A 23,784-nucleotide genomic window follows, 5' to 3' on the forward strand; every position below is an offset into this window, starting at 1 on the left:
GGCGGAAATCCCGATATGACCACTCCTGCGACCCTGAGCCTGAAGAAGATCTACTCGGGCAAAGTCCGCGATCTCTACGAAATCGATGACCAGCGCATGCTGATGGTCGCCACCGACCGCCTTTCGGCCTTCGACGTGATTCTCGCCGAGCCGATTCCGGACAAGGGCAAGATCCTCACCGCGATTTCCAACTTCTGGTTCGACAAGCTCGCTGACGTGGTGCCCAACCACTTCACCGGCGACCGGGTCGAGGACGTGGTGCCGGCGGCCGAACTGCCCTTGGTCGAGGGTCGTGCGGTGGTTGCCAAGCGCCTCAAGCCGGTTGCCGTGGAGGCCATTGTGCGCGGCTATATCGTCGGCTCGGGATGGAAGGAGTACCAGCAGAGCGGCACCGTCTGCGGGATTCACCTGCCGGCCGGCCTGCAGGAGGCCGCCAAGCTGCCGCAGCCGATCTTCACCCCCTCGACCAAGGCCGCCGTGGGCGACCACGACGAGAACATCTCCTTCGAGCAGTGCGAAGCCATCATCGGCGCCGAGCTCGCCGCCCAGGTGCGCGACACGGCAATCGCCCTGTACAGCAAGGCGGTGGAGTACGCCGCGACCCGCGGCATCATCATCGCCGACACCAAGTTCGAGTTCGGCCTGGATGAAAACGGCCGCCTGACCCTCATGGACGAAGTGCTGACCCCCGATTCCAGCCGCTTCTGGCCGGCGGACAGCTATGTCGTAGGCAAGAACCCGCCGAGCTTCGACAAGCAGTTTGTGCGTGACTGGCTGGAGTCCACCGGTTGGAACAAGCAGCCACCGGCACCGGCCGTTCCGGCCGAGGTGGCGCAGAAGACCGCCGACAAGTACCGCGAAGCCCTGACGCGGCTGACGGCCTGAGCGCCGAGCGGACCGAGCTGAAGAGGCGCCCAGGCGCCCAGGCGCCTCTGTTCTTTTGCCGGCGGGTTGAAAGCGCTGCCGCGCGCCGCGTTTTGCCCTTGCCGGGCCGAACAGAATTCGCAAGCATCTGAAACTGTGCGAAAAAATCGCTCAGTGGGCTTCGCCAAAAGCGCATGTGCTGTTATCATGCGCGCCGCAACGGGAAGATGCCGGAGTGGCCGAACGGGACGGATTCGAAATCCGTTGTATCAGCGATGGTACCTAGGGTTCAAATCCCTATCTTCCCGCCATATCGCAACACCTGAGCCCCTGTATTTCCTCGTGAAGTCAGGGGCTTTTGCGTTTCCAGGGCTTGGCATTGTTGAGGCGGTCCCTTGTGGACATGCATTGCCAGCCTTTGCGCTGCGGCCAGGTTTGCCTTCATCGTCGATTCTGCTTGTGCAAGAAACAGAAAACCCCCGAAGCCGAAGCTTCAGGGGTTGTCTATTTCTGCGGTTATGGCTCTATTTGCGTCGCCATTGCCCCTGGAGCTGGATGTACTGGCCGGGCGGGGTCTTTTCCAGGGCTTTCTGCCCGGCGATGGCTTCCACGTCGCCGAGCTTGATGCCGTTCTCGTTGGCCAGGCGCTGGTATTCGGCGCGCCGGGCCTGGTTGATCAGGCGGGCGATTTCGCTGGCCTGGCCCCCGGGCTTGACCACACCGAGGTAACCGTTGGCCATCTCGCCGAGCTGGCCGCTGGCCTTGGCCGGGCCTAGGGCGGACATGGCTTCGTTGAGGCTCAGGGCCATGGCCGGCAGGCTCAGGCTGAGCAGCAGTAGCAGGCTGGCAATGCGTCTAGGCAGGTTCATGACGGCGCTCCTCAAAACAGTCCGCTGGACTCGCTGAACATGTCGTCCAGGGCTTTGTCCACCTTGATGTAGATTTCGTGTTCGATCTTCACGTTGAGATTGATGTTGATCGGTTCCTTGGGCGCCGTCAGCTGCACGGTCGGGGTGCAGGCTGCGTTCAGCAGGCCCAAGAGCAAGATCGCTAGACAGATCTGCACGCGCATGGCGCGTCCTCCTTCAAGGCTCCAGTGGAGCGGCTTTGGCGTTGCGTTTCAGTATGCGTTGCTGCACTCGCCGGCGGATGATTTCGTTCACCTTATCGGTCAATTGCAGGCTGGCCAAGAGCGAGGGGATGTCTTCTTCCAGGTTGATGTTGAAATGAATCGGCCGGCCCTGCTCGATGGCTGGGTTCTGGCCCTCCAGGCGCATGCTCAGCTGCAGCTTGCCCTGGGGATCGTAGTCCACCTGGCTGCGCAGCGTGGTGAAGTGGAAGTCTTCCAGTGACTGGGTCACCAGTTGCATGGTGGGGTTGCTGCTTCCCAGTGCCCTGATGCGTTCGGAGTGCAGTTGCAGGTGGCCGCCGGGGCTGCGGGCGGCGATTCGGCCGCGGTCGACCTGGATGCCGTGCCGGCTCAGGCGCAGCGGTAGATGGCCGTCGAAGGTGCCGCTGCCGGCCAGCCCCTCGGCGGGATAGAGGGTGAACAGCCGCCTCAGTTGCAGGCCGCGCAGTTCCACGGGGATCAGCAGTGGCGTCTCCGTCAGCTTCCACTGATTGGCCGCGACGTGGACGCTGCCGCCCATCAGCCCGGCCTGGGCCTGGCGCAGGTTCAGCTGGCCGAGGTCGGGTCGCTCGATGGGCGCGCTGTAGTCGGCCTGCAGCTGCAGCGGGCCGATGGGAATGCCCGGATTGGCTTCTTTCAGGCGCAGATCGCTCAGCGTCACCTGGAGGCGGCCATGGTCCAGGTTGATCCGCGCGCGTGCGTCTAGGCCGCTGAGGGCGGTGCGGTCGTAGATGCCGGCCAGGTCTTTGCCGGTCAACTCAAGCTTCAGGTCGGGCCAGTCGTGGCCGGGGGCGAGGTCGATTACCGCGTCGGCGCTCACGCGACCCTGGTTCAGCTCGAGTAGTGCCGGCCAGTGCGCCAGGGTCGTGGCCAGCGGGTTGCCCGCCCGCAGGAACAGTTCCGGCAGCTGAGCGTGGGCGTGCAGGCCGCGCTCGGAGTCGTAGCGCAGTTGCAGGGGCAGCTTGAGGTCCGAGTCCGCCGACAGCTCGCCGCTCGACTCGAGCCGCTCTTCGGCCAGGTCCACTCGACCCTGCCAGCGCCAGCTCTGAGGCCTTAGGGCGGCGTGCAGCAGGCTTTCGACGTCTATGGAGGCGGGGCCCTGCAGATGCCAGTCGGACGCATCGCCGTTGTGCAGGCGTGCGCCCAGCTGCAGGCCGCCGAGGTTGGCGCGCAGGCGCCGCAGTTGCAGGTCGCGGCCGGCCACTCTGTCGAGGCTGAGCGCGGAGCCCCGTTGCAGCTCGATACGCAACTGCTCGGGGTCCAGGTAGCCGTTGAAGCGCAGGTCGGCCTTGGCCTTGTGCAGCGTCCAGTCCCCCCGGGTGAGCCGTGGGCTGCTGGCGCTGAGTTGCACGTCGGCGAACTGCGCGGCCCAGGGCGGTGCGTTGGCCAGTGCCAGTTGACCCCGCAGTTCGAGTGGTGTCGGGCCCTGACTGCGCAGACGGAAAGCCAGGGGCAGGGAGCGCTCGGCCAGATTGCTCGGCAGCGGGCCCAATGGCTCGCCTGCCTCCAGAAGCAGACGCAGCGAATCGGCGCGCAGCGCGGCCGGGAGTCTCTGTTGTTGGTCCGGCAGTGGTTGCTGCAACACCAGTTCGGCGCTCAGTTGTTCGGCGTACCAGCGGCCATCGAGGCCGCGCAGGGCCAGGCCGAGCTCGCCCTGCAGCTGGCCGAGGCCCGGGATGGCCCAGGGTTCGGCGAGCGCGCCGTTGGCCGTGATATGGCCCGTGGCGCGGCGCAACAGGTTGATGTCCAGATCGCCGCGGGGCAGCTGCAGCTGCCAGCTGGCGGCAAGCTGCACGGTGCTCGGTGCGGCGGCCGGCGCCGCGTCCATGGGCAGTAGCCAGTCCCTCAGCCACCCGCGTAGCGCCGTGGCTTCGTCCAGTGTCGGTGCCCACAGCTCGCCGCGCCACAGCGTGCCATCGGCATTGTCCTGCAGGCGGCTGTGCAGGCTGAGCTGGGGGCGGTCGTTGACCGCCAGGGCCAGCTGCAGCTCGGTTGCATCGGTAGCGCTTTGAATCCGGCCCTCGAGGTTGAGGCGAGTGGTGTCACCGGCGAGATTGAGTCGCAGGTCGAGCGCGCCTGCTGAGACCGCCGAGCGGCTCTGCTGGAGGTCGCCGCGCAGCTGGCAGCGGCCCTTGGCGCAGGGCAGGTCGACGAGCAGCTCGTCGATGCTCAGGCTCAGGGGCAGGATGGCGAGCGCTTCGCCGAGCGCCTTCAGGTCCAGTCTCCGCGCCGGCGTACTGGCGGCGTGTTCCGCCGCCGGGTGCCAGTCCAGCGTCAGTCGCTCGGCGCGAACCTGTTGGGCATAGGGCGGTTGCAGGCCGAACTGTCCCCAACCCAGGTGCAGGCGCTCGATTCGCAGTTGCAACTGGCCGGCCGGACTCTGTTGCAGCAGCTCGAGTCGGTCCAGGTGCAGGCCATCCAGGGCCAGGCGCGGGGCTTGCCAGTCGAGTCGCTGGATATGCTGACGCTCGAGCAGGCGCCCCAGGCTGAAGTAGCCGTAGCCGCCGAGCAGCATCAGCACGAGCAGCAAGCAGAGGAGTCGCAGCCAGGTGCGCCGGCTGATCATGGGCACTGATCCATAGCGTGAAGGTCTCCGGGGACGTTAACCCAAGGGCCCCTGGCTGCCAATCGGCTTCTCGGTCTGTTTGTGCGTTTGCATCATTAGGTATTAAGATTGATCTAAATAGATCACAGAGGTCGAGGGTCATGAGCGCACTTGTCCGACCCCATGCAGATGCCGATGCGGTGCTGGCCAAGGCCCTGCTCAATACCCGCGAGCAGCTGGGGCTGACGCAGCAGGAACTGGCCGACATCGTCGGTGTGCACCGCACGGCGATCAGTCGCTGGGCCGACGGTGGCCTGCGTCCGCAGAGCAAGACCGGTGAGCTGGCGCTGCTGCTGATCCGGGTCTATCGCGCGCTGTTTGCCCTGTTCGGCGGCAACCTGCAGGACATGCGGCACTTCCTGCGCACCGACAATCGTCATCTGGCCGGCGTGCCGCTGGAGCTGATGGGCCAGGTGCAGGGCCTGGTGCATGTGGTGGAGTATCTGGACGCGATCCGCGGCAAGGTCTGAGCGCCGCGCCGAGCGCCGCATGCAGGGCTGTGTCACCCGGCCGGGAGCGGGCCGAGAACAATAAGGAAGAGTCGCCATGGACATCTGGCAAGAATGTCGCGGGGTCGAACAGATCGCGCCCCTGCGCGGGCGTCTGGTGCGCCTGGTCGAGAGTCAGGAACAGGTCGCCACGCTGCAACTGGTGGATAACCTGAGCGAGCAGGCGCTGCTCGAGGAGTTGCTGGAAAGCAGCAAGCCGCCGCTGCCGCGTGGTGCCGAGGCGCTGCATTACCTGCTGAAAACCCCGTTTCGCTACCCGCCTTTGCGCTGGGGCTCGCGCTTCGGCACGCGCCAGGAGCCGAGCCTGTTCTACGCAGCGCTGGGCCTGGAGACCGCCATGGCGGAGGCCGCCTACTACCGCTTCGTGCTGCTGGACGGCATGGCCAGCGCACCGCCAAGCGGGCGTGTGCTGTCCGAGCACGCCTCGTTCGAGGCGCGTTATCAGGTCGCGCGCGGCATCCGCCTGCAGCGGCCGCCGTTCAACCGCTTCCAGCGCGAGCTGAGCCACCCGAGCGACTATCGCGCCACTCAAGCCCTGGGCGCGAGCATGCGCGCGGCCGGGGTGGAGGCCTTCGAGTATCGCTCCGCCCGCTGCCCGCTGGGTGGCAGCAACGTCGCGCTCTATGCGCCGGCGGCCCTGGCGGAAAAGCGACCGCGCAACCTGCTGCCCTGGTTGTGCGAAACCACCCGCAGCTATGTGGCGTTCAAGCACGCCCAGGCGCCCGACACGCCACGGATGTTCCAGCTGGAGGACTACCTGATCGAAGGGCGCTTGCCCTTGCCGGCCTGAGCGATTGAGTCGCCGCGCACCAGGGTGAAGCAGGGTTGAGTCGCGGCTGCGGCCATCTACCGCAGGTCCGCGCCAGGGCCTGCGTTTGCCGCAGGCTGCGGGGCGCCAGGGCTTTGTGCGCAGTGCTGCGAACGGGGCCTCCGGAAGCCTTCCCCGGGTGACCCGGTAACGCCCTGCGAGCGCTCTGAAACGGGGCGTTGGCCGGGCTTGGCGAAAGACTTGTGCACATTTGCAAGGCGTCTTGTCAAGGCGGAATTAATCTTCGACGTAAACCCTTGATTCTTCGTGTGAATTCTATAAGTCAATGAAAAATATGATTTTTTCTGGTTGGTGAAAAAATCGTCAGTTTGACCTGAGGCCTTATTCCACGGGTGATTGGGGCGCTTTCGCCCATGTTGTCCACTGAGTTATCCACAGCTTCTGTGGATTGTCGGAGGGCCCTTTCGGCTCGCTCGAAAAGGCCCTGTTGCAAGGCTTTACCTCGGCGAAAAAAAGAGTAGAGTGGCGCGCCTTTCTTGCCGCCACTGCCGCTGTTCTCCTATGTCTCGCGCTCTGCCTCGCCTGCCAGCCGAATCCTCGTCCAATCGTCCGCGCCTGCCGCTGCGTGTCGCCCTGTGGCTGCTGGACAGCCCGCGCCTGGGCCACGCGCCCAGCGTCAAGCGCCTAGCCGGCCATCTGCTCAAGCAGCCGGCGCGTCAGGGGGTGGTGCAGGCACAGAGTCGTCTGGGCCAGATGCTCTGCCGCGACTGCGACAATACCCGCGACCGGCGCATCGGCCTGGAACTGCTGCGTCAGGCCGCGCGTGCCGGCGATCGCCGCGCCCAGCTGGAGCTTGGCCGCTTCTACAGCCAGCCGCGCAGCCATGAGCCGCAGCAGGCTCGCCACTGGCTGGAGCTCGCCGCCGGGCAGGGCTCCCACGAGGCCAGGCGCCTGCTGAACGGCCTCTGAGCCGCGCCTGACCACCCCCGCGCACGGCTGGTTATACTCCCCGGCAATCTTGCGCGGAGCCGCTTATGCCCATCGATCTCTCTTCAATGTTGCCGGCCGTGCTGCTCGGTGTCGTCGCCGCGGGTCTGCCCGCGCTGGCGTTGGCCTGGGCGCTGCAGCGTCGCGCCGCCGAGGCGCGCCTGCAGTGCAGCCTGTTGCAGGAGCGCCTGAGCGCTGCCCAGCTGGCCCAGGCCGGCCTCGGCGCCCAGCTCGATGCCTGTCGCCAGGAGGTCTCGGAGATCGTCGAGATCAAGGCCGACCAGCAGGCCGAACTGGCCGCCCTGCGCCGCGAGACCGAGTTGCTGCAGCACGAGCGGCAGGTCGCCCGGGAAGCGGCCCAGGCCTGGCACGCGCAACGCGAACAGCAGGAAGCCGAGCTGCGCCGGCTGGGCGCCGAGAAGGCGGCCCTGAGCGCCGAGTTGCACGAGCAGCAGGACAGCCATCAGCAGCGTCTGGCGGACCTGCAGGGCTCGCGTGACGAGCTGCGCGCGCAGTTCGCCGAGCTGGCCGGGAAGATCTTCGACGAGCGCGAGCAGCGCTTCGCCGAAACCAGCCAGCAGCGTCTCGGTCAGTTGCTCGATCCGCTCAAGGAGCGCATCCAGGCCTTCGAGAAACGCGTCGAGGAAAGCTATCAGCAGGAAGCGCGCGAGCGCTTCTCCCTGGGCAAGGAGCTGGAGCGCCTGCAGCAGCTCAATCAGCGCCTGGGCGACGAGGCAATTACGCTGAGTCGCGCCCTGAAGGGGCAGAAGACCCAGGGCAACTGGGGTGAGCTGGTGCTGGAGCGGGTGCTGGAGCACGCGGGCCTGGAGAAGGGCCGCGAGTACCAGACCCAGGTCAGCCTGAAAAGCGCCGAGGGCGAGCGCTTCCAGCCGGACGTGCTGATCCAGCTGCCCGGCGACAAGCAGGTGGTGGTGGACGCCAAGGTCAGCCTGACGGCCTACCAGCAGTTCGTCGGTGCCGACGACGAGGCGGCCCGTCAGCAGGCCCTGAAGCAGCATGTGCAGTCGCTGCGTGCTCATCTCAAGGGCCTGTCGCTGAAGGACTACCAGCGCCTGGAAGGCCTGCACAGCCTGGACTTCGTCCTGCTCTTCGTGCCGATAGAGGCGGCCTTCGCCGCCGCCCTGCAGGCCGACCCGGGGCTGTTCCAGGAGGCCTTCGAGCAGAACATCGTGATCGTCAGCCCGACCACCCTGCTGGCCACCCTGCGGGTGATCGACAGCCTCTGGCGCCAGGAGCGGCAGAGCCAGAACGCCCGCGAGATCGCCGAGCGCGCCGGCGCGCTGTACGACAAGTTCGTCGCCTTCATCCAGGACCTCGACGAGATGGGCGCTCGCCTGCAGCAGCTGGACAAGGCCTATGCGGCCGCACGCAACAAGCTGTGCGATGGCCGCGGCAATATCATCAGCCGCGTGGAGAACCTCAAGCTGCTCGGTGCGCGGGCCAGCAAGAGCCTGCCGGCCGAGTTGCTCGAGCAGGCCGCCGGTGTGCCGCTGCTCGATGGGGTCGGCGACGACTGAGGGCGTTAGATCAGCAGCAGGATCAGCAGCCCGGCGCACAGGCCGGCGGCCATCACCGGCAGGGTGCGCAGGGCCAGTTCGCGCCCGCCGATCAGGGCGATGAGCAGGCCCTTGGCCAGGCTGTTGCTCAGGGTGGCGAGGAAGATGCCGCGCACCGCCACCTCGGCGTCCAGTTCGCTGCGGGCGCTGCGGGCCAGGGACAGGGTGATGGCGTCGACGTCCGCCAGGCCGGACAGCAGCGCCACCAGGTACACGCCGGCATCGCCGAACCAGCGCCGCGCCCCCTCGACGACGAACAGGATCGCCACCAGCAGCGCGGCGAAGCGCAGCGCCGGGCCGAGCTCGAAGGGGTTCTTCAGCGGCGGCTCGGCGTTTTCCGTTGGCGCCGGGTTGCCCTGCAGGGCGTAGGCCAGGGCGCCGCCGGCGTACACCAGCATGGCGGCGCTCAGGGGCCAGAGCAGTTGCGGTAGCAGCTGGGCGTTGACCAGGCTGACCTCCAGCAGCACCCGCGGGAACATCAGCGCCGAGGTGGCCAGCAGGCCGCAGGCGATGATGGCGCGTAGTTCGCGGGCGCGGTCGAGGCGGGCCAGGGTGATGGTCATCGCCGTGGAGGAGACCACGCCGCCGAGCAGCGCGGTGATCAGCAGGCCTTGGCGGGTGCCGGCCAGGCGAATCGCCATGTAGGCGACAAAGCCCATCCCGGCGATCAGCACCACCATCCACCAGGTGACGTAGGGGTTGAAGACCTGCCAGGGCCCGTAGCTTTGATTGGGCAGGGCCGGCAACAGCACCAGGGAGATGAACAGCAGCTTCAGCGCGCCGGACAGTTCGAGTTCGCTCAGCCGATGCAGCGAGCCGTGCAGCACCTGTTTGAGGCTCAGCAACAGGGCCACTGCCACGGCGCCGGCGGCGGCCAGTTGCGGATGGCCGGCGACCGCCAGGCTGCCGAGCAGGAAGGTGGTCAGCAGTGCCACCTCGCTGGTCATGCCCATGTCGCCGTGGCGCCTCAGTTCGCCGAAATAGGCGGCGATCACCAGGGCGCAGAAGCCGGCGAAGATCGATGCCCAGGCGATGACCCCGAGGTGTTCGCCGAGCAGTTCGGCCAGGCCGCCGAGCAGGCCGCACAGAGCGAAGGTGCGGATGCCGGCGGAGAAGCGGCCGTCCTCCAGATCGCGCTGCTGCCAGCCGCGCTCGGCACCGATCAGCAGGCCGACCGCCAGGGCGCTGGCTAGGTTCAATAGGGTGTCGAGGGCATCGGGCACGGCGCGTCCTTGAGCGGGGGCATCATGCAAGCAGTCTAGCCAGTGGCCAGCGAGCGCATGTTGCGCGAGGTCAAGGCGCGCGGCTCAGCGCAGGCTCAGATGGCGGCTCAGCAAGGCGCGCAGGGCCGCCGGCTTGACCGGCTTGGCCAGGTAGTCGAGGCCGGCGGCATGCACCTCGGCGATCAGCTCGGCGCGCCCGTCGGCGCTGATCACCACGCCGGGTACCGGCTCGCCCAGGCGGGTGCGCAGCCAGGCCATCAGCTCGGTGCCGGTCTCGCCCTCGTCGAGGTGGTAGTCGACCAGGGCCAACTGCGGGCGCACGTCCTCGCTGAGCAGGTGCTCGCACTCCAGGCGGTTGCGCGCCGTCCACACCTGGCAGCCCCAGCGCGACAGCAGGCTGTGCATGCCGGCGAGGATGCTGTCCTCGTTGTCGATGCAGATCACCTGGGAGCCGCTCAGGGGCTGGCCATTGATCTCGGCCGGGGCGCGCTGCGGCGCGGCCGCCGGCAGTCGCGCCAGCGGCACGCTGACGCTGAACACGCTGCCCTTGCCCGGCCAGGAGCGTACCTGCAGCGGATGCTCGAGTACCCGGCAGAGGCCGTCGGCGATCGCCAGGCCGAGACCCAGGCCTTTCTCCGCGCGGGTCTGGTGGCTGTCCAGGCGCTTGAACTCCTCGAAGATCACCTTGCGCTTGTCCTCGGGGATGCCCGGGCCGCGGTCCCAGACCTCCAGGCGCAGCTGCCCGCCCTGGCGGCGCACGCCGAGCAGCACCCGGCCCTTGGCATAACGGAAGGCGTTGGTGAGGAAGTTCTGCAGCACCCGGCGCAGCAGCTTGATGTCGCTGTCGATGCGCAGGCGGCTGCCGCGCAGGCGGAAGTCGATGCCCTGTTCGGCGGCCAGCACCTTGAACTCGGCGCCCAGGGTGTCGAACAGGCTGCTCAGGGCGAAGGCATTGCGATCGGGGGAGATGCGCCCGCTTTCCAGGCGCGAGATGTCCAGCAGGTCGGTGATCAGGTCCTCGGCCGAGCGCAGCGAGCTGTCCAGGTGGCGCACCAGCTCCTGGGCCTCGCGCGGCAGTGCATCGTCCTGGTGGGAGAGGGCGGCGGAGAACAGCCGCGCCGCGTTCAGCGGCTGCATCAGGTCATGGCTGACCGCGGCGAGGAAGCGGGTCTTCGACTGGTTGGCGCCCTCGGCGCGGGCCTTGGCCTCGCTCAGCGCCTGGTTCAGCTGCGACAGCTCGAAGGTGCGCTCTGCCACGCGCTGCTCCAGGCCCTCGTTGGCGGCCTTGAGCGCGCGCTCGGCCTCGCGGAACTCGGTGATGTCGGTGAAGCTCATGACGAAACCGCCGCCGGGCATGGGGTTGCCGATCAGTTCGATGACCCGGCCGTTGGGAAACAGCCGCTCGTATTTGTGCGCGGTGCCCTGGCGCATCCAGTGCAGACGCTTGGCGACGTTCTCCTCGATGTCGATGTCGCCTTTGCCGAGCATGCCGCGCTCGGCGTTGAAGCGGATGATCTCGGCGATCGGCCGGCCGACGTAGATCATGCCGTCCGGGTAGTCGAACAGCTCCAGGTAGCGGTGGTTCCAGGCCACCAGGCGCAGGGACTGGTCGACCACGCTGATGCCCTGGGTGATGTTCTCGATCGCCCCCTGCAGCAGTGCGCGGTTGAACTGCAGCACCTGGCTGGCTTCGCCGACGATGCGCACCACGTCCTCGACCTGCATCTCCCGGCCCTCGATGGCCGCCTTGACCACCGCGCGGGTCGAGGAGGCGCCCAGCACACCGGCGAGCAGGCGTTCGGTGTGGGCGATCCAGTCGCCGTTGGCCGGCTGGTCGAGGTCGAGCTCCTGGCCCTGGCGGGCGGCGATACGCTGGAAACTCTGCCGTGCGCGCTCGTCGCCGACGAAGCGGCTGGCCAGCAGCAGCAGGTCGTCGACCTGCACCGCCAGCAGGCTGCGGTTGCTCGGCTTGGCGCCGAAGTCATGGCCGATGAAGCGGCCGGCCTGCCAGTGCTCGGCCACCCGGGTGCGGGAGAAGTACGAGACCCCGGCAAACAGCAGGAAGTTGCCGGCCAGCGACAGCACCACGCCGCGGGTCAGCGGGTCGACCTCGAAGCCCAGCGGCGCGTAGAGCAGGGCGTGCAGGCCGGGCAGGCTCTCCAGCGGCCAGCCCAGGCTGCGCGCCACCAGCGGCATGATCAGGGTGTAGAACCACAGCAGGGAGCCGACGCCCAGGCCGGCGAACACCCCGCGGCGATTGGCCTGCTTCCACACCAGGGCGCCGAACATGGCCGGGCCGATCTGGCCGATGGCAGCGAACGACACCTGGCCGATGGTCGCCAGGCTGACGCCTTCGCCGAGCAGGCGGTAGCACACGTAGGCCAGCAGCAGGATCAGCACGATGCTCACCCGCCGGGCCGTGAGCATCCAGTGGCGGAAGGCCTCGAACGGCCGTTCGGTGTTCTGTCGGCGCAGCAGCCAGGGCAGCAGCATGTCGTTGGAGATCATGGTCGACAGCGCCACCGAGGCGACGATGACCATGCCGGTGGCCGCCGAGGCGCCACCGATAAAGGCCAGCAGGGCCAGGGCCGGATGGGCCTCGGCCAGCGGCAGGCTGATGACGAAGGAGTCCGGGCTGACCCCGGCCGGCAGCAGCATCTGGCCGGCCAGGGCGATAGGTACGACGAACAAGGCGGCCAGCACCAGGTAGGCGGGAAACACCCAGCGGGCCAGGCGCAGGTCATTCGGGTCGATGTTCTCCACCACGGCGACGTGGAACTGCCGCGGCAGGCAGACGATGGCGATCATCGCCACCGCGGTCTGCACCAGCATCGCGGGCCAGTTCACCGCCTCGGCCCAGAATGCCGTCAGCTCGGGGGTGACCTCGGCCTGGCCGAGCAGGTCGTCGAAGCCGTTGTACAGGCCGTAGGTGACGAAGGCGCCGACGGCGAGGAAGGCCAGCAGCTTGACCAGCGACTCGAAGGCAATCGCCAGGACCATGCCGCGGTGGTGCTCGGTGGCATCCAGGTTGCGCGTGCCGAACAGGATGGCGAACAGCGCCAGGACCATGGAGACGATCAGCGCGGTGTCCTGGGCACGGGTTTCGGCGGACTCGGCGCCAGTGTCGATCAGCAGGTTGACCCCGAGGACGATGCCCTTGAGCTGCAGGGCGATATAGGGCAGCACCCCGACCAGGTAGATCAGCGCCACCACCACGGCCAGCGCCTGCGACTTGCCGTAGCGGGCGGCGATGAAGTCGGAGATCGAGGTGATGTTCTCCTGCTTGCTGATCAGCACCATCTTCTGCAGCACCCAGGGCGCGCCCAGCAGCAGCAGGATCGGCCCGAGGTAGATCGGCAGGAACGACCAGAGCTGCTCGGCGGACTGGCCGACCGCGCCGAAGAAGGTCCAGCTGGTGCAGTACACCGCCAGCGACAGGCTGTAGACCCAGGCGCGCATCCGCGGCGGCAGGGGCGTGCTGCGGCGATCGCCATAGAAGGCAATGGCGAACAGGATGGCCATGTAGATCAGGGCGACCGTGGCGATCAGCCCGCTGGACAGCGACATGTACACTCCGGCGACAAACAGTGGTGACTCATCGATCCTGGCCCTCCGGGCCGATCGAGCGGCAACCCCGAAGCAGACGACTTCTACGGGTCTGCACAGTGTCGCAGCAAAGCCCTCCGGCGTCAGGTGCGACCAAGGTCGCAGCCCGCCGGCCAGGCGGCGCTTCGTGGCAGCGGGCCGGCAATTGTGCGCGGCAGCCAGCCCTGTTAGCGTGAACCGCCTGCGTCCATGTGCGAGGAGGGAGCCGTGTTCAAGCCGCAGTTGATTACCCTGCAGCGCGGCGCGTTGCGTATCGAGCCGATGCTCGACGCCGATATCCCGGCGCTGGTGGCCCTGGCCGAGGCCAACCGTCAGGAGCTGCTCTATATGAGCGGTGCCCAGCGCCTCGACTGGTATCGCCAGGGCCTGCTGGAGCAGCGCGAGGGCAAGGCCCTGGCGTTCGTCGTTCGCCTCGGCGAGCGGCTGGTCGGCACCACCCGTTTCGGCGACTTCATGCCGGCGCTGCCTGCGGCCGAGATCGGCTGGACCTGGCTCGACCGCAGTCAGCACGGCAGCGGGCTGAACAGCATGATCAAGTACCTGATGCTGCGCCACGCCTTCGAGAGCTGGCGCATGGTGCGCGTGCAGTTGAAAACCGCGGCGAGCAACCTGCGTTCGCAGCGCGCCATCGAGAAGCTCGGCGCCCAGCGCGAGGGCGTGCTGCGCAATCACCGCCGCCTGGCCGATGGGCGCCTGGACGACAGCGTGCTGTACAGCATCACCGACCAGCAGTGGCCGCTGGTAAAACGACAACTGGAGGCGCGTTTCGGCGCGTGAAGCATGGATGAACTGGCACTGCAGAACCTTCAAGACCGCGCGCTCCGCCGAGGATATCCTGGCGGGTCAGGAGGAGAGTTCCCATGACCCGCGCGCAAGTCTTTCTATTCGGTACCCGTGACAGCATCCCGATGATCGTCGGCATTCTGCCGTTCGGGCTGATCTACGGCGCCCTGGCCAGTGTCGCCGGGCTCAGCCTGTGGCAGGCCCTGGGCATGTCCCTGCTGGTGTACGCCGGTTCCGCGCAGTTCATCGCCATCAGCCTGCTGACCCTGGGCACCGGGGCGGCGGTGATTCTCCTCACCACCCTGGTCGTTAATCTGCGCCATGTGCTCTACAGCGCGGCCTTGCAGCCCTATGTCGGTCCATTGCCGCAGCGCTGGCGCTTGCCCCTGGCCTTCGGCCTGACCGACGAAACCTTCGCCGTGGTGCAGCGCCGCTACCTGGCCCGTGGCATGGACGGGCACGGGCGGTGGTATCACGCCGGGGTGGCGCTGGCGCTGTACCTGTCCTGGGTCGGCAGTTCGCTGGCCGGCATCCTGTTCGGCCAGAGCGTGCCGAACCTGGCCGGCTGGGGGCTGGACTTCGCCATGCTGGCGACCTTCATCGGCATCGTGGTGCCGGCGTTGCGCAATCGACCGCAAGTCGCGGCGGCGCTGGTGGCCGGCGCGGTGGCGCTGCTGTGCCACGCCTGGCCCTACAAGCTCGGGCTGATGGCCGCCGCGTTCAGCGGCATCGCCGTGGGCGTCGTCCTGGAGCGGCGGATACCCGCCGAGCCGTGCGGGGAGTGCGCCTGATGCAGATCTGGTGGTTGATCCTCGGCATGGCGCTGATCACCTTCGCCATCCGCTACAGCCTGTTCGCCTTTCCCGACCTGCGCTTTCCGCCGCTGGTGCGCCAGGGCCTGCACTACGTGCCGACCGCGGTGCTCACCGCCATCGTGGTGCCCGGCATGCTGCTGCCCGACGGCCAGCATTGGGCGTTGCGCCTGGATAACGCCTACCTGCTGGGCGGCCTGGCAGCCATCGCCATCGCGGCCACCACCCGGCATCTGCTGGCGACCATCGGCGGCGGGCTGCTGGTGTTCTTCCTGCTGCGCTGGGCATTCGGCCAGTTGCCGCTCTGAGTGCGGTCTTTTAGCCGAGGAGGTGGCAAAACTCGCCGAATCCTGTGGCTTTCCCCTGGGCTGTTGCAGTCCAATGCTGGACGACCCGTTTAGGTCATAGAAGACAGGTACAAGGAAGATGTCCCCAGATTCGCAATTCACCCTGCTCGGTAAAAAGCGTTTCCTGCCGTTCTTCATCACCCAGCTGCTCGGCGCCTTCAACGACAACATCTTCAAGCAGTCGCTGATCCTCGCCATCCTCTACAAGCTCAGCTCCGGCGCGGACAAGAGCCTGCTGGTCAACCTCTGCGCGCTGCTGTTCATCCTGCCGTTCTTCCTGTTCTCGGCGCTCGGTGGGCAGTTCGGCGAGAAGTTCGCTAAGGACGCGCTGATCCGCGCGATCAAGTTCGCCGAGGTCCTGATCATGCTCGCCGGCGCCGCCGGAGTGCTGCTCGACAGCCTGCCGCTGATGCTCGCCGTGCTGTTCTGCATGGGCACCCAGTCGGCGCTGTTCGGCCCGGTGAAGTACTCGATCCTGCCGCAGCACCTGCGCGAGGAGGAGCTGGTCGGCGGCAACGCCCTGGTGGAAATGGGCACCTTCCTGGCCATCCTCGCCGGCACCATAGGCGCCGGCATCATCATGGCCAACAGCGGCTACGCGCAGATCGTCGCCGCCTCGGTAGTGACGGTGGCGGTGCTCGGTTACCTGGCCAGCCGCGCCATTCCCCGGGCCCGCGCGGCCATGCCGGAACTGGCGCTGGACTGGAACATCTTCCGCCAGTCCTGGCGGATCATGCGCCTGGGGCTGGTCGAGCAGAAGGTCTCGGTGTCGCGCTCGCTGCTCGGCAATTCCTGGTTCTGGTTTCTCGGCGCGGTCTACCTGACGCAGATCCCGGCCTACGCCAAGGACTGGCTGCATGGCGACGAAAGTGTGGTGACGCTGATCCTCACGGTGTTTTCCCTGGGGATAGGCCTGGGCTCGATGCTCTGCGAGCGGATGAGCGGGCGCAAGGTGGAAATCGGCCTGGTGCCCTTCGGCTCGATCGGCCTGACCCTGTTCGGCATCCTGCTGTGGTGGCATTCCGGTGACTTCGTCCAGGGCGCGCAACCCCACGACTGGCTGGCGCTGCTGCAGTTCTCCCAGGCCTGGTGGGTGCTCGGGGCGATCCTCGGCATCGGCTTGTTCGGTGGCTTCTACATCGTGCCGCTGTACGCGCTGATCCAGTCGCGCACCGTGGAGCACGAGCGGGCGCGGGTGATCGCCGCCAACAACATCCTCAATGCCCTGTTCATGGTGATCTCGGCGCTCGTCTCGATCCTCTTTCTCAGCGTCGCCGAGCTGTCGATTCCGCAGCTGTTCCTGGCCATCTCGCTGATGAACGTCGCGGTCAACAGCTACATCTTCAAGATCGTCCCCGAGTTCAGCATGCGCTTCCTGATCTGGCTGTTGGGCCACTCGATGTACCGGGTCGAGCACAAGGGCCTGGAGGCCATCCCGGACGAGGGCGCGGCTGTGCTGGTGTGCAACCATGTGTCCTTCGTCGACGCGCTGCTGATCGGTGGCGCGGTGCGCCGGCCGGTGCGTTTCGTCATGTACTACAAGATCTACAACCTGCCGGTGCTGAACTTCATCTTCCGCACCGCCGGCACCGTGCCGATCGCCGGGCGCAGCGAGGACCTGCTGGTGTACGACGCGGCGTTCAAGAAGATCGCCGAGTACCTGCGCAACGGCGAACTGGTGTGCATCTTTCCGGAGGGCAAGCTGACCGGCGACGGCGAGATCAACGAATTCAAGAGCGGCATCGAGCGCATCCTCAAGGAAAACCCGGTGCCGGTGATTCCCATGGCGCTGCAGGGGCTGTGGGGCAGCTTCTTCAGTCGCGATCCGAAGCGGGCGCCATTTCGCCGGGTATGGTCGCGCATCGGCCTGGTCGCCGGTGCGCCGCTCGAGCCGCAGGCGGCGGACCGCCAGCGGCTGCAGGCCCAGGTGGCCGAGCTGCGCGGCGAGGTGCGCTGACCCGCAGAAGCCCGCCGGGTGGCGGGCTTCTCCTGCGTCAGTGACTGAGCTTGAGGCCGACCAGGCCGCAGAGAATCAGCGCCACGCTGGCCAGGCGTACCAGCGCCATGGATTCGCCGAACAGGATGATCCCGGCGATCACCGTGCCGAGCGCGCCGACACCAGTCCAGATGGCGTAGGCGGTGCCCAGGGGCAACTCCTTCATGGCCAGGCCGAGCAGCGCCAGGCTGACGATCATCGCCGCGACGGTGAGCAGGGTGGGCAGGGGGCGGGTGAAACCATCGCTGTACTTCAGGCCGACGGCCCAGCCGACTTCGAACAGGCCGGCGAAAAACAGAATGATCCAGGACATAGGCACCTCCGAGGGTTGGCAAAGGCTAGGGGCCGTCCCCGGATGGTCACTCGTGGAGTGCTGAGGTCGTCCTCAGGCTGCTGGCTATTGTCCACGGCTGGGCCGCCGGGGCAAGCCGCCGTGGACCGGCGGATGCCCCGAGGGCGGAGGCGATCAGATGCCCTGGGGGATCTCTTCGCCGCCCAGTGCCTCGAACAGCGCCGGGAGGAATTCGACGAAGGTCAGCATCATCAGGGTGAAGCTGGCATCCAGCTGGCCCAGGGCGTCATCGCCGCCGTCCTGCTCGGCCTGGTCCTGCAGCAGGTCCTCGAAGCGCAGGCGCTTGATCACCAGCTTGTCGTCGAGGACGAAGGACAGCTTGTCCTGCCAGCCCAGGGACAGTTGGGTGACCTGTTTGCCGGCGCTCAGGTGCAACTGGATCTCGTCGCTGGTCAGGTCCTGGCGCTTGCAGCGCACCACGCCGCCATCCTCATGGGTGTCGCGCAGCTCGCACTCGTCCAGCACATGGAAGTCGGCGGCGGCCTGTTGCGCCTTGACCCAGTCGGTCATGGTCGCGCTCGGCGCGATCTTCACCGTCAGCGGTCGCACCGGCAGCGAGCCGATGGCCTCGCGCAGGGTCGACAGCAGGTCCTCGGCGCGCTTGGGGCTCGAGGCATCGACCAGGATCAGGCCCTGGGCCGGGGCGATGGCGGCGAAGGTCGCCGACTTGCGGATGAAGGCGCGCGGCAGGAAGGTCTGCACGATCTCGTCCTTGAGCTGGTCGCGTTCCTTCTTGTAGACCTTGCGCATCTGCTCGGCTTCGATCTCGTCGACCTTCTCCTTCAGCGCGTCGCGCACCACGCTGCCCGGCAGGATGCGTTCCTCCTTGCGCGCGGCGATCATCAGGAAGCCCTGGCTCTCGTGCACCAGCGGCGCGTCGGCGCCCTTGCCGAAGGGGGCGATGAATCCGTAGGTGGTCAGTTCCTGGCTGGCGCAGGGGCGCGCCGGCTTGGCGGCCAATGCGGCTTCGAGTGCCTCGGCATCGAACGGGACATTTTGGGTGAGGCGATAAACCAGCAGGTTACGAAACCACATGAGCGGGTGATTCTCCATTAACGCAAAGCGCGCATTATTCTCCCCTCGACGGCGAAGGCCAACCCTGCGCTAAGCCTTTGCTACGCCAATAAAATTTTTTTCAATCAGGGCTTGCCAAGGTGTCGATGGCTCTCTAGAATGCGCCCCACTTCGAGAGTGAAGGGTGATTAGCTCAGCTGGGAGAGCATCTGCCTTACAAGCAGAGGGTCGGCGGTTCGATCCCGTCATCACCCACCAAACTCGCTTTTGAGGTTACGCGCAGCGGTAGTTCAGTCGGTTAGAATACCGGCCTGTCACGCCGGGGGTCGCGGGTTCGAGTCCCGTCCGCTGCGCCATTTTTTCCTCGCTTCATCTCCGCTCCATGTCCGCACCACACCTTCGCAACATTCGCAGTACTTCTCCGATTTTCCGTTAAAACACCTGAACTTATGCGCATTTTCCGGTTCGTATCCTGGTAGCCAGTGATCGCGGCGGCCTGCTAAGCTCGCGCCTTCACTCGATTGCCCTAGGGCGCACCGGACAAGGAATAAGCATGAAACAGCATCGTTTGGCAGCAGCGGTTGCGCTGGTTGGCCTGGTACTCGCAGGTTGCGATTCGAAGACCAGTGTCGAGCTGGAGACGCCTGCGCAGAAGGCCTCCTACGGCATCGGCCTGAACATGGGCAAGAGCCTGGCCCAGGAAGGCATGGACGACCTGGACTCCAAGGCCGTGGCCCAGGGCATCGAAGATGCCATCGGCAAGAAAGAGCAGCGCCTGAAGGACGAAGAGCTGATCGAGGCCTTCGCCTTCCTGCAGAAGCGTGCCGAAGAGCGCATGGCGGAGATGAACGAGGAGTCGGCCAAGGCCGGCAAGAAGTTCCTCGAAGACAACGCCAAGCGCGACGGCGTGGTGACCACCGAATCGGGCCTGCAGTACGAAGTGCTGAAGAAGGCCGACGGTGCCCAGCCCAAGGCCAGCGACGTGGTGACCGTGCACTATGAAGGCAAGCTGACCGACGGCAGCGTGTTCGACAGCTCGATCGAGCGTGGCAGCCCGATCGATCTGCCGGTCAGTGGCGTGATTCCGGGCTGGGTCGAAGGCCTGCAGCTGATGCACGTCGGTGAGAAATACAAGCTGTATATCCCCAGCGAGCTGGCGTATGGCGAGCAGAGCCCGACTCCGGCGATTCCGGCCAACTCCGTGCTGGTGTTCGAGCTGGAACTGCTGTCCATCAAGGACGCCGCAACCGAGCAGTAAGTTTTCGGTTGTTACAACGCCCCGTCTCGACGGGGCGTTGTCGTTTCTGGCGCCAATAAAAGGGCGAAAATTGACGACCAGTCGGTCCGAAAAGGGCCCGGTTCGATGTTCCGGTGTTACGGTTATGCACATTCGCTATCACGTGCGGCGACGGCCAGCAAGAACCTTGGTCGAGAAACCTGCTGGCTTTTTAAGTTATTGATTTGTATTGGTTTTATTGGCTGTATAAAAAATCGCCGATCTGTCTCAAGGCCTGATAAGACGGGCCTTTGGCCGGCTCATCCAGATTATGTTCACAGGGTTATCCACAGCTTGCGTGGATAACCTCAAGGAGCCCAGCAAGCATGCTGGCTGGCGAGGAGCGACCATGAAAACACCCTGGGGATTCGCCCGATTTCTGCCGCTGGCGCGGCAAATCCTGAGCCGGGCCCGGCTGCCGGGCCTTCTGTTGGCAGTCGCGCGCAAGAGTGCTCGGCCCGGTCGGCGCTTTGCCGAGCTGAAGGAGGATCTGCTCCTGCTGCAGAACCTCTGCCTGGCCTGGTGGCGCGGCGAATACCGGGCGATCAGTGGCGAGGCGTTACTGGCGGTGGTCGCCGCGCTGCTGTATTTCGTCACGCCGCTGGACGCGCTGCCGGACTGGCTGATCGGCGTGGGCTTTATCGATGACCTGGCAGTGCTGGCCTGGGTGCTACGGACCTGGAGTGGCGAACTCGACGCCTTCCGCGCCTGGCGGGAGGCCCAGGCTCCGGAGGTGCTCGAGATCATCGAGCGGCTGCCGGCGGACGACGCTGCCCTGACAGATGAGTCGAAACCCTGAGGATCGCGCTCAGCGCGCCTGCAGCGCTGGGCAGACCGGTGCTGCGCTCTGTCGTCGAGGTCCGTGGGGCGCCGGCAGCGTGACCGACGACCGCCCTCCGGCCTGCTCCACGAGCCTTCGCGCCGGATAGTTCGCGCTCCTGTCGGCGCCGGGCTGGTAACATAGGGCCCAGCAAGGAATGGACTGAAACGCTCAATAGCGCTTTCCATGGAGAGTTGATAATGAATGTGCAAGTGATCAAGAGTGACGGCGAACCGCAGTATGCGGTATTGCCGTGGGCGGAATATCAGGCGCTGTTGCAGGCGGCCGGCCGTGCCGAACAGGGCGCCGAGCCGCCAGCCGCGCCAGCGTCGGCGCCGGCATTGAGTCAGCTGGCGCGCCTGCGCGAAGCCAAGGGCCTGGCGCCCGAGGAGTTGGCGCGCGCCGTGGGCATCAGCCCGCATTATCTGGGAATGATCGAAAGCGGTGAGCGCCAGCCGGATGCGGCCATCCAGCGTGCGCTGGCCTGGACGCTCGGCGTTGCGGGCTGGGAGGCGGACTCTTGACAGTCAGTATCAGTCGTCAACATTGGCAGGCCCTGCTCACCGAACTGGAAGAGGCGCGGCGCCAGCGCCATCTGCTGACCTATCGCGCGCTGATCGAGCGTCTGGCCTTGCCGAGCCCGGCGATGCAGACCCTGACCGCCGCGCTGGAGCACCTGGCGGCACTGGATGCGCGCGCCGAACGGCCGCTGCGCAGTGCCCTGGTGATCAGTCAGGGCGCCAGTCGCCTGCCGCGTACCGGTTTCTTCGACTGCGTGACGCGCCTGGGGCGCTTCAGTGGCGCCTCCGACGGCATCGCCGCGGCGTCCTGGCATGCCGGTGAAGTGGCGCGGGTGTTCGAGTTCAGCTACCCGGACGAGGTCTAGTGCTCCACCGGCTGCGCGCTCGGCTGGGTTATGCCCTGGCCAGACGCCTGTTCCACTGGTCCTGGTGGGTCAGGCAGCCGCGTGGCTGGCGCTGGCTCGAGGGCCGGTTCGCGCGCATGGCCAACCTGGGTGATGTCGCGGCGCAAAGCTTCTATGGCCATATCCTGCTGTTTCGCGGCCAGGGGCTGGGGGCGCGGGACGAGGGCGTGCGGCTGCTGCGCCTGGCCGCCGCAGGTGGCGACGGCAAGGCCGCTTACCAACTGGGCGTGCTGAGTCTGGCCGGCGATGCCCGGCAGGCGCCCGATGGCCGGCAAGCCTTGCGCTGGTGGTCGCTGGCCAGCGAGGCCGGTCACCCCTTGGCCGCTCGGCGTCTGGCCGCGCTGTACCGTGATGGCGCCCCGGGCCTGCCGGCCGATCGCGCGGCGGCGGCGCGCCTGGCCGCCCGGGCCGAAGCGCTCGGACTCTAGGCCGAGAGTTTTTCCGTATCGATGATGTGCAGGCTGTAGCCGGGCACCGCCTTGGCCTGGCGCTTGGCCTCCGAAGCCAGGGCGGCGAGCTGCTCGGCGTCCAGCTGTGCGCACTGGGCGGGGCGCAGGTGTACCACGCCCAGGGACAGTGACAGCAGCGGGAAGTCCTGGCGCTGGCCCTGGCGGTTGAAGGCGCTGAAGTAGCCCGCGTGCAGGTGCTCCTCGCTGTAGAAGCGCCGGCAGCGACTCTGAAAGTCCTCCAGCAGGCGATTGAGGCGGGCACGCCAGTCTTCCGAGCCGAGCACCAGGAGGAAGTCGTCGCCGCCGATGTGGCCGACGAAGTCGCGCGCCCGGTCGACCCGCTCGCTCAGGCTCTGCGCCAGGCTCAGCAGCACCTCGTCACCCTTGGCGTAGCCATAGAGGTCATTGAACGGCTTGAAGCTGTCGATGTCGACGTAGCACACCACCGCTTCCCGGGCCTGCTGCAGCAGGCGGGTCAGGCACTGCTGGATCGGCACGTTGCCCGGCAGCATGGTCAGCGGGTTGGCATGCCGGGCGCGCTGGATCTTCATCTCGGTGATCAGCTTGAGCACGTCGATGACCCGTCCCATGCCGCAGTAGCGGCCCTCGAGGGTGATGATGAAGTCCTCCTCGATGCGCTGCCGGGCGCGGCTGGTGAGCAGGCGGCTGACCTTCTGCAGCGACTGATCCCGTTCGACGGCGAGAAAGTCGTCGCTCATCAGCCGGCTGATCGGTTTGCGCGAATACAGCTCGGTGGCGAAGGGCTTGAGCAGGGCGTCGGCCAGTGAGTGGCGGTGGATGATGCCCACGGGCTGCTGGCGCTCGTCCAGCACCGCCAGGGAGTTGAGGTTGGCCTGGGCGCGGAAGGCTTCGAGCACCGCGGCGGTGGAGGTCGACCAGGACACGGCGGCTTGCCGGTTGAGCAGGCTGGTTAGGTCGCCTTCGCTTTCGCCCAAGCCGGCCGGTGGGCTGGCCAGCGTCGGCAGCAGGGTGCGCACTTCACGTGGCGGCTGCTCAAGGGGGCGGCTGATCAGGTAGCCCTGGACCAGATTGACGCCCATTTCCGAGAGCACGGCCAGCTCTTGCGCCTGCTCGATGCCCTCGGCGATCACCTCGGCGCGCGAGGCCTTGGCCATCTTCAGGATCGAGCCGACGAACTCGCGCTTGACCGCATCCTGGTGAATGCCCTCGATGAAGTGGCGGTCGATCTTCACGTAGTCCGGTCGCAGCTCCGACCACAGGCGCAGGCTGGAATAGCCGGCCCCGAGGTCGTCCAGGGCGATGGAGAAGCCCATGGCACGGTAGTGATGCAGGGCCTTGTCGAGCAGGGCGAAGTCCTCGGTAGGCGACTGCTCGGTCAGCTCGATCACCACCCGGCTCGGCGGGATGCCCAGGCTCTGCAGCAACTGCAGGGTGCGCCCGGACTGGTGGTCGGACTCCAGCAGGGAGTCCGGCGAGACGTTGAGAAACAGCTTGCCGTCGAGCTGCAGCGCGCTGAAGCGTTGGCAGGCGCTCTTGCGACAGGCCCGCTCCAGCTCACTCAGGCGCCCGGCATGGCGGGCCACGGCGAACAGGTTGATCGGCGAGTGCAGGGCGCTGTTGGAGGGGCCGCGCGTCAGGCCTTCGTAGCCGTAGATGCGCCGCTCGGAAAGGGAAACTATGGGCTGGAACAGGCTGCTCAGGTCGCCGTGAGCGAGGATATGGTCCAGTGCGCTCAACTGCTCGGTGACGGTCATCTAGG

General features: G+C 66.7%; 22 protein-coding genes and 3 tRNA genes. 17 read left to right on the forward strand and 8 right to left on the reverse strand.

Annotated elements, in window-relative coordinates; genetic code table 11:
- Positions 1–15: 15 nt before the first annotated feature.
- Both LPB260_RS11970 and LPB260_RS11975 read left to right on the forward strand, forming a co-directional pair.
- Entirely contained in the window at positions 16–885 is an 870-nt protein-coding gene (locus LPB260_RS11970; RefSeq protein WP_208708941.1) for a phosphoribosylaminoimidazolesuccinocarboxamide synthase, read from the forward strand.
- A gap of 200 nt (positions 886–1,085) precedes the next feature.
- Positions 1,086–1,175, forward strand: a tRNA-Ser gene (locus LPB260_RS11975).
- 213 nt (positions 1,176–1,388) lie between these two features.
- Here the strand turns inward: LPB260_RS11975 and LPB260_RS11980 are convergent.
- The 3 genes from LPB260_RS11980 to LPB260_RS11990 are packed head-to-tail and all read right to left on the reverse strand — an operon-like array spanning position 1,389 to position 4,559.
- The gene (locus LPB260_RS11980) at positions 1,389–1,733 is read right to left on the reverse strand and encodes a YdbL family protein (protein WP_208708942.1); all 345 of its coding nucleotides are present in this window, start codon (positions 1,731–1,733) and stop codon (positions 1,389–1,391) included.
- Positions 1,734–1,744: 11 nt separating this feature from the next.
- Positions 1,745–1,936 carry a YnbE family lipoprotein gene (locus LPB260_RS11985; protein WP_208708943.1) on the reverse strand — a complete coding sequence of 64 codons (192 nt, stop codon included), beginning with the start codon at positions 1,934–1,936 and terminating at the stop codon, positions 1,745–1,747.
- Between the two features lie 13 nt (positions 1,937–1,949).
- Positions 1,950–4,559: a YdbH domain-containing protein gene (locus LPB260_RS11990; protein WP_208708944.1), complete on the reverse strand. Its 2,610-nt coding sequence runs from the start codon at positions 4,557–4,559 to the stop codon at positions 1,950–1,952.
- A 140-nt stretch (positions 4,560–4,699) separates the two neighbouring features.
- Here LPB260_RS11990 and LPB260_RS11995 point away from each other — a divergent pair, with 140 nt between their 5' ends.
- The 4 genes from LPB260_RS11995 to rmuC all read left to right on the forward strand — a co-directional run bounded on the left by LPB260_RS11995 (position 4,700) and on the right by rmuC (position 8,401).
- Positions 4,700–5,068 (forward strand): antitoxin Xre/MbcA/ParS toxin-binding domain-containing protein, encoded by a 369-nt coding sequence (locus LPB260_RS11995; protein WP_208708945.1) that lies wholly within the window; start codon positions 4,700–4,702, stop codon positions 5,066–5,068.
- A gap of 76 nt (positions 5,069–5,144) precedes the next feature.
- Positions 5,145–5,897, forward strand: coding sequence for an RES family NAD+ phosphorylase (locus LPB260_RS12000; RefSeq protein ID WP_208708946.1), 753 nt, complete (start codon positions 5,145–5,147; stop codon positions 5,895–5,897).
- Positions 5,898–6,437: 540 nt separating this feature from the next.
- Positions 6,438–6,845: a tetratricopeptide repeat protein gene (locus LPB260_RS12005; protein WP_208708947.1), complete on the forward strand. Its 408-nt coding sequence runs from the start codon at positions 6,438–6,440 to the stop codon at positions 6,843–6,845.
- A gap of 191 nt (positions 6,846–7,036) precedes the next feature.
- Positions 7,037–8,401 carry a DNA recombination protein RmuC gene (rmuC, locus tag LPB260_RS12010; RefSeq protein WP_208710194.1) on the forward strand — a complete coding sequence of 455 codons (1,365 nt, stop codon included), beginning with the start codon at positions 7,037–7,039 and terminating at the stop codon, positions 8,399–8,401.
- A gap of 5 nt (positions 8,402–8,406) precedes the next feature.
- On the opposite strand, the gene LPB260_RS12015 is transcribed toward rmuC, so the two are convergent.
- Both LPB260_RS12015 and LPB260_RS12020 read right to left on the reverse strand, forming a co-directional pair.
- Complete coding sequence (locus LPB260_RS12015; RefSeq protein ID WP_208708948.1) at positions 8,407–9,663, reverse strand: MgtC/SapB family protein; 1,257 nt, start codon at positions 9,661–9,663, stop codon at positions 8,407–8,409.
- An 84-nt stretch (positions 9,664–9,747) separates the two neighbouring features.
- Positions 9,748–13,230 (reverse strand): PAS domain-containing hybrid sensor histidine kinase/response regulator, encoded by a 3,483-nt coding sequence (locus tag LPB260_RS12020; protein ID WP_208708949.1) that lies wholly within the window; start codon positions 13,228–13,230, stop codon positions 9,748–9,750.
- 246 nt (positions 13,231–13,476) lie between these two features.
- Here LPB260_RS12020 and LPB260_RS12025 point away from each other — a divergent pair, with 246 nt between their 5' ends.
- From LPB260_RS12025 to LPB260_RS12040, 4 genes are all read left to right on the forward strand, one after another.
- On the forward strand, positions 13,477–14,046 hold the full coding sequence (locus LPB260_RS12025) for a GNAT family N-acetyltransferase (protein ID WP_208708950.1): 570 nt from the start codon (positions 13,477–13,479) through the stop codon (positions 14,044–14,046).
- A gap of 83 nt (positions 14,047–14,129) precedes the next feature.
- Positions 14,130–14,843 (forward strand): AzlC family ABC transporter permease, encoded by a 714-nt coding sequence (locus tag LPB260_RS12030; protein WP_208708951.1) that lies wholly within the window; start codon positions 14,130–14,132, stop codon positions 14,841–14,843.
- Positions 14,843–15,172, forward strand: coding sequence for an AzlD domain-containing protein (locus tag LPB260_RS12035; protein ID WP_208708952.1), 330 nt, complete (start codon positions 14,843–14,845; stop codon positions 15,170–15,172). Before LPB260_RS12030 ends, LPB260_RS12035 begins: the two co-directional genes overlap by 1 nt.
- A gap of 118 nt (positions 15,173–15,290) precedes the next feature.
- Positions 15,291–17,168, forward strand: a complete 1,878-nt coding sequence (locus tag LPB260_RS12040; protein WP_208708953.1) for an MFS transporter — start codon at positions 15,291–15,293, stop codon at positions 17,166–17,168.
- A 37-nt stretch (positions 17,169–17,205) separates the two neighbouring features.
- On the opposite strand, the gene sugE is transcribed toward LPB260_RS12040, so the two are convergent.
- Positions 17,206–17,520 carry a quaternary ammonium compound efflux SMR transporter SugE gene (gene sugE / locus LPB260_RS12045; protein ID WP_208708954.1) on the reverse strand — a complete coding sequence of 105 codons (315 nt, stop codon included), beginning with the start codon at positions 17,518–17,520 and terminating at the stop codon, positions 17,206–17,208.
- 153 nt (positions 17,521–17,673) lie between these two features.
- On the reverse strand, positions 17,674–18,594 hold the full coding sequence (gene rdgC / locus LPB260_RS12050) for a recombination-associated protein RdgC (RefSeq protein ID WP_208708955.1): 921 nt from the start codon (positions 18,592–18,594) through the stop codon (positions 17,674–17,676).
- Positions 18,595–18,755: 161 nt separating this feature from the next.
- On the opposite strand from rdgC, the gene LPB260_RS12055 reads away from it, so the two are divergent.
- From LPB260_RS12055 to LPB260_RS12085, 7 genes are all read left to right on the forward strand, one after another.
- Positions 18,756–18,831, forward strand: a tRNA-Val gene (locus LPB260_RS12055).
- A gap of 21 nt (positions 18,832–18,852) precedes the next feature.
- A tRNA-Asp gene (locus LPB260_RS12060) sits at positions 18,853–18,929 on the forward strand.
- A 197-nt stretch (positions 18,930–19,126) separates the two neighbouring features.
- Entirely contained in the window at positions 19,127–19,831 is a 705-nt protein-coding gene (locus LPB260_RS12065; protein ID WP_208708956.1) for an FKBP-type peptidyl-prolyl cis-trans isomerase, read from the forward strand.
- Positions 19,832–20,198: 367 nt separating this feature from the next.
- The gene (locus LPB260_RS12070) at positions 20,199–20,648 is read left to right on the forward strand and encodes a YkvA family protein (protein ID WP_208708957.1); all 450 of its coding nucleotides are present in this window, start codon (positions 20,199–20,201) and stop codon (positions 20,646–20,648) included.
- Between the two features lie 221 nt (positions 20,649–20,869).
- A complete protein-coding gene (locus LPB260_RS12075) occupies positions 20,870–21,193 on the forward strand; it encodes a helix-turn-helix transcriptional regulator (RefSeq protein WP_208708958.1) in 324 nt (107 codons plus the stop codon).
- Positions 21,190–21,555, forward strand: a complete 366-nt coding sequence (locus tag LPB260_RS12080; protein ID WP_208708959.1) for a hypothetical protein — start codon at positions 21,190–21,192, stop codon at positions 21,553–21,555. Before LPB260_RS12075 ends, LPB260_RS12080 begins: the two co-directional genes overlap by 4 nt.
- Positions 21,555–22,022 carry a sel1 repeat family protein gene (locus tag LPB260_RS12085; protein ID WP_208708960.1) on the forward strand — a complete coding sequence of 156 codons (468 nt, stop codon included), beginning with the start codon at positions 21,555–21,557 and terminating at the stop codon, positions 22,020–22,022. The genes LPB260_RS12080 and LPB260_RS12085 overlap by 1 nt, the downstream gene beginning before the upstream one ends.
- On the opposite strand, the gene LPB260_RS12090 is transcribed toward LPB260_RS12085, so the two are convergent.
- Positions 22,019–23,779: a bifunctional diguanylate cyclase/phosphodiesterase gene (locus LPB260_RS12090; protein ID WP_208708961.1), complete on the reverse strand. Its 1,761-nt coding sequence runs from the start codon at positions 23,777–23,779 to the stop codon at positions 22,019–22,021. The genes LPB260_RS12085 and LPB260_RS12090 overlap by 4 nt on opposite strands.
- Between the last annotated feature and the right edge of the window lie 5 nt (positions 23,780–23,784).

It is taken from the genome of Pseudomonas sp. LPB0260 (assembly GCF_013388395.1).

What these genes read in the sequence shown, in the direction of transcription:
- LPB260_RS11970 (WP_208708941.1), top strand. Translation starts at nt 16, where the DNA reads ATGACCACTCCTGCGACCCTGAGCCTGAAGAAGATCTACTCGGGCAAA.
- LPB260_RS11980 (WP_208708942.1), bottom strand. Translation starts at nt 1,733, where the DNA reads ATGAACCTGCCTAGACGCATTGCCAGCCTGCTACTGCTGCTCAGCCTG.
- LPB260_RS11985 (WP_208708943.1), bottom strand. Translation starts at nt 1,936, where the DNA reads ATGCGCGTGCAGATCTGTCTAGCGATCTTGCTCTTGGGCCTGCTGAAC.
- LPB260_RS11990 (WP_208708944.1), bottom strand. Translation starts at nt 4,559, where the DNA reads ATGATCAGCCGGCGCACCTGGCTGCGACTCCTCTGCTTGCTGCTCGTG.
- LPB260_RS11995 (WP_208708945.1), top strand. Translation starts at nt 4,700, where the DNA reads ATGAGCGCACTTGTCCGACCCCATGCAGATGCCGATGCGGTGCTGGCC.
- LPB260_RS12000 (WP_208708946.1), top strand. Translation starts at nt 5,145, where the DNA reads ATGGACATCTGGCAAGAATGTCGCGGGGTCGAACAGATCGCGCCCCTG.
- LPB260_RS12005 (WP_208708947.1), top strand. Translation starts at nt 6,438, where the DNA reads ATGTCTCGCGCTCTGCCTCGCCTGCCAGCCGAATCCTCGTCCAATCGT.
- LPB260_RS12020 (WP_208708949.1), bottom strand. Translation starts at nt 13,230, where the DNA reads ATGTCGCTGTCCAGCGGGCTGATCGCCACGGTCGCCCTGATCTACATG.
- LPB260_RS12030 (WP_208708951.1), top strand. Translation starts at nt 14,130, where the DNA reads ATGACCCGCGCGCAAGTCTTTCTATTCGGTACCCGTGACAGCATCCCG.
- LPB260_RS12035 (WP_208708952.1), top strand. Translation starts at nt 14,843, where the DNA reads ATGCAGATCTGGTGGTTGATCCTCGGCATGGCGCTGATCACCTTCGCC.
- LPB260_RS12040 (WP_208708953.1), top strand. Translation starts at nt 15,291, where the DNA reads ATGTCCCCAGATTCGCAATTCACCCTGCTCGGTAAAAAGCGTTTCCTG.
- sugE (WP_208708954.1), bottom strand. Translation starts at nt 17,520, where the DNA reads ATGTCCTGGATCATTCTGTTTTTCGCCGGCCTGTTCGAAGTCGGCTGG.
- rdgC (WP_208708955.1), bottom strand. Translation starts at nt 18,594, where the DNA reads ATGTGGTTTCGTAACCTGCTGGTTTATCGCCTCACCCAAAATGTCCCG.
- LPB260_RS12065 (WP_208708956.1), top strand. Translation starts at nt 19,127, where the DNA reads ATGAAACAGCATCGTTTGGCAGCAGCGGTTGCGCTGGTTGGCCTGGTA.
- LPB260_RS12070 (WP_208708957.1), top strand. Translation starts at nt 20,199, where the DNA reads ATGAAAACACCCTGGGGATTCGCCCGATTTCTGCCGCTGGCGCGGCAA.
- LPB260_RS12075 (WP_208708958.1), top strand. Translation starts at nt 20,870, where the DNA reads ATGAATGTGCAAGTGATCAAGAGTGACGGCGAACCGCAGTATGCGGTA.
- LPB260_RS12090 (WP_208708961.1), bottom strand. Translation starts at nt 23,779, where the DNA reads ATGACCGTCACCGAGCAGTTGAGCGCACTGGACCATATCCTCGCTCAC.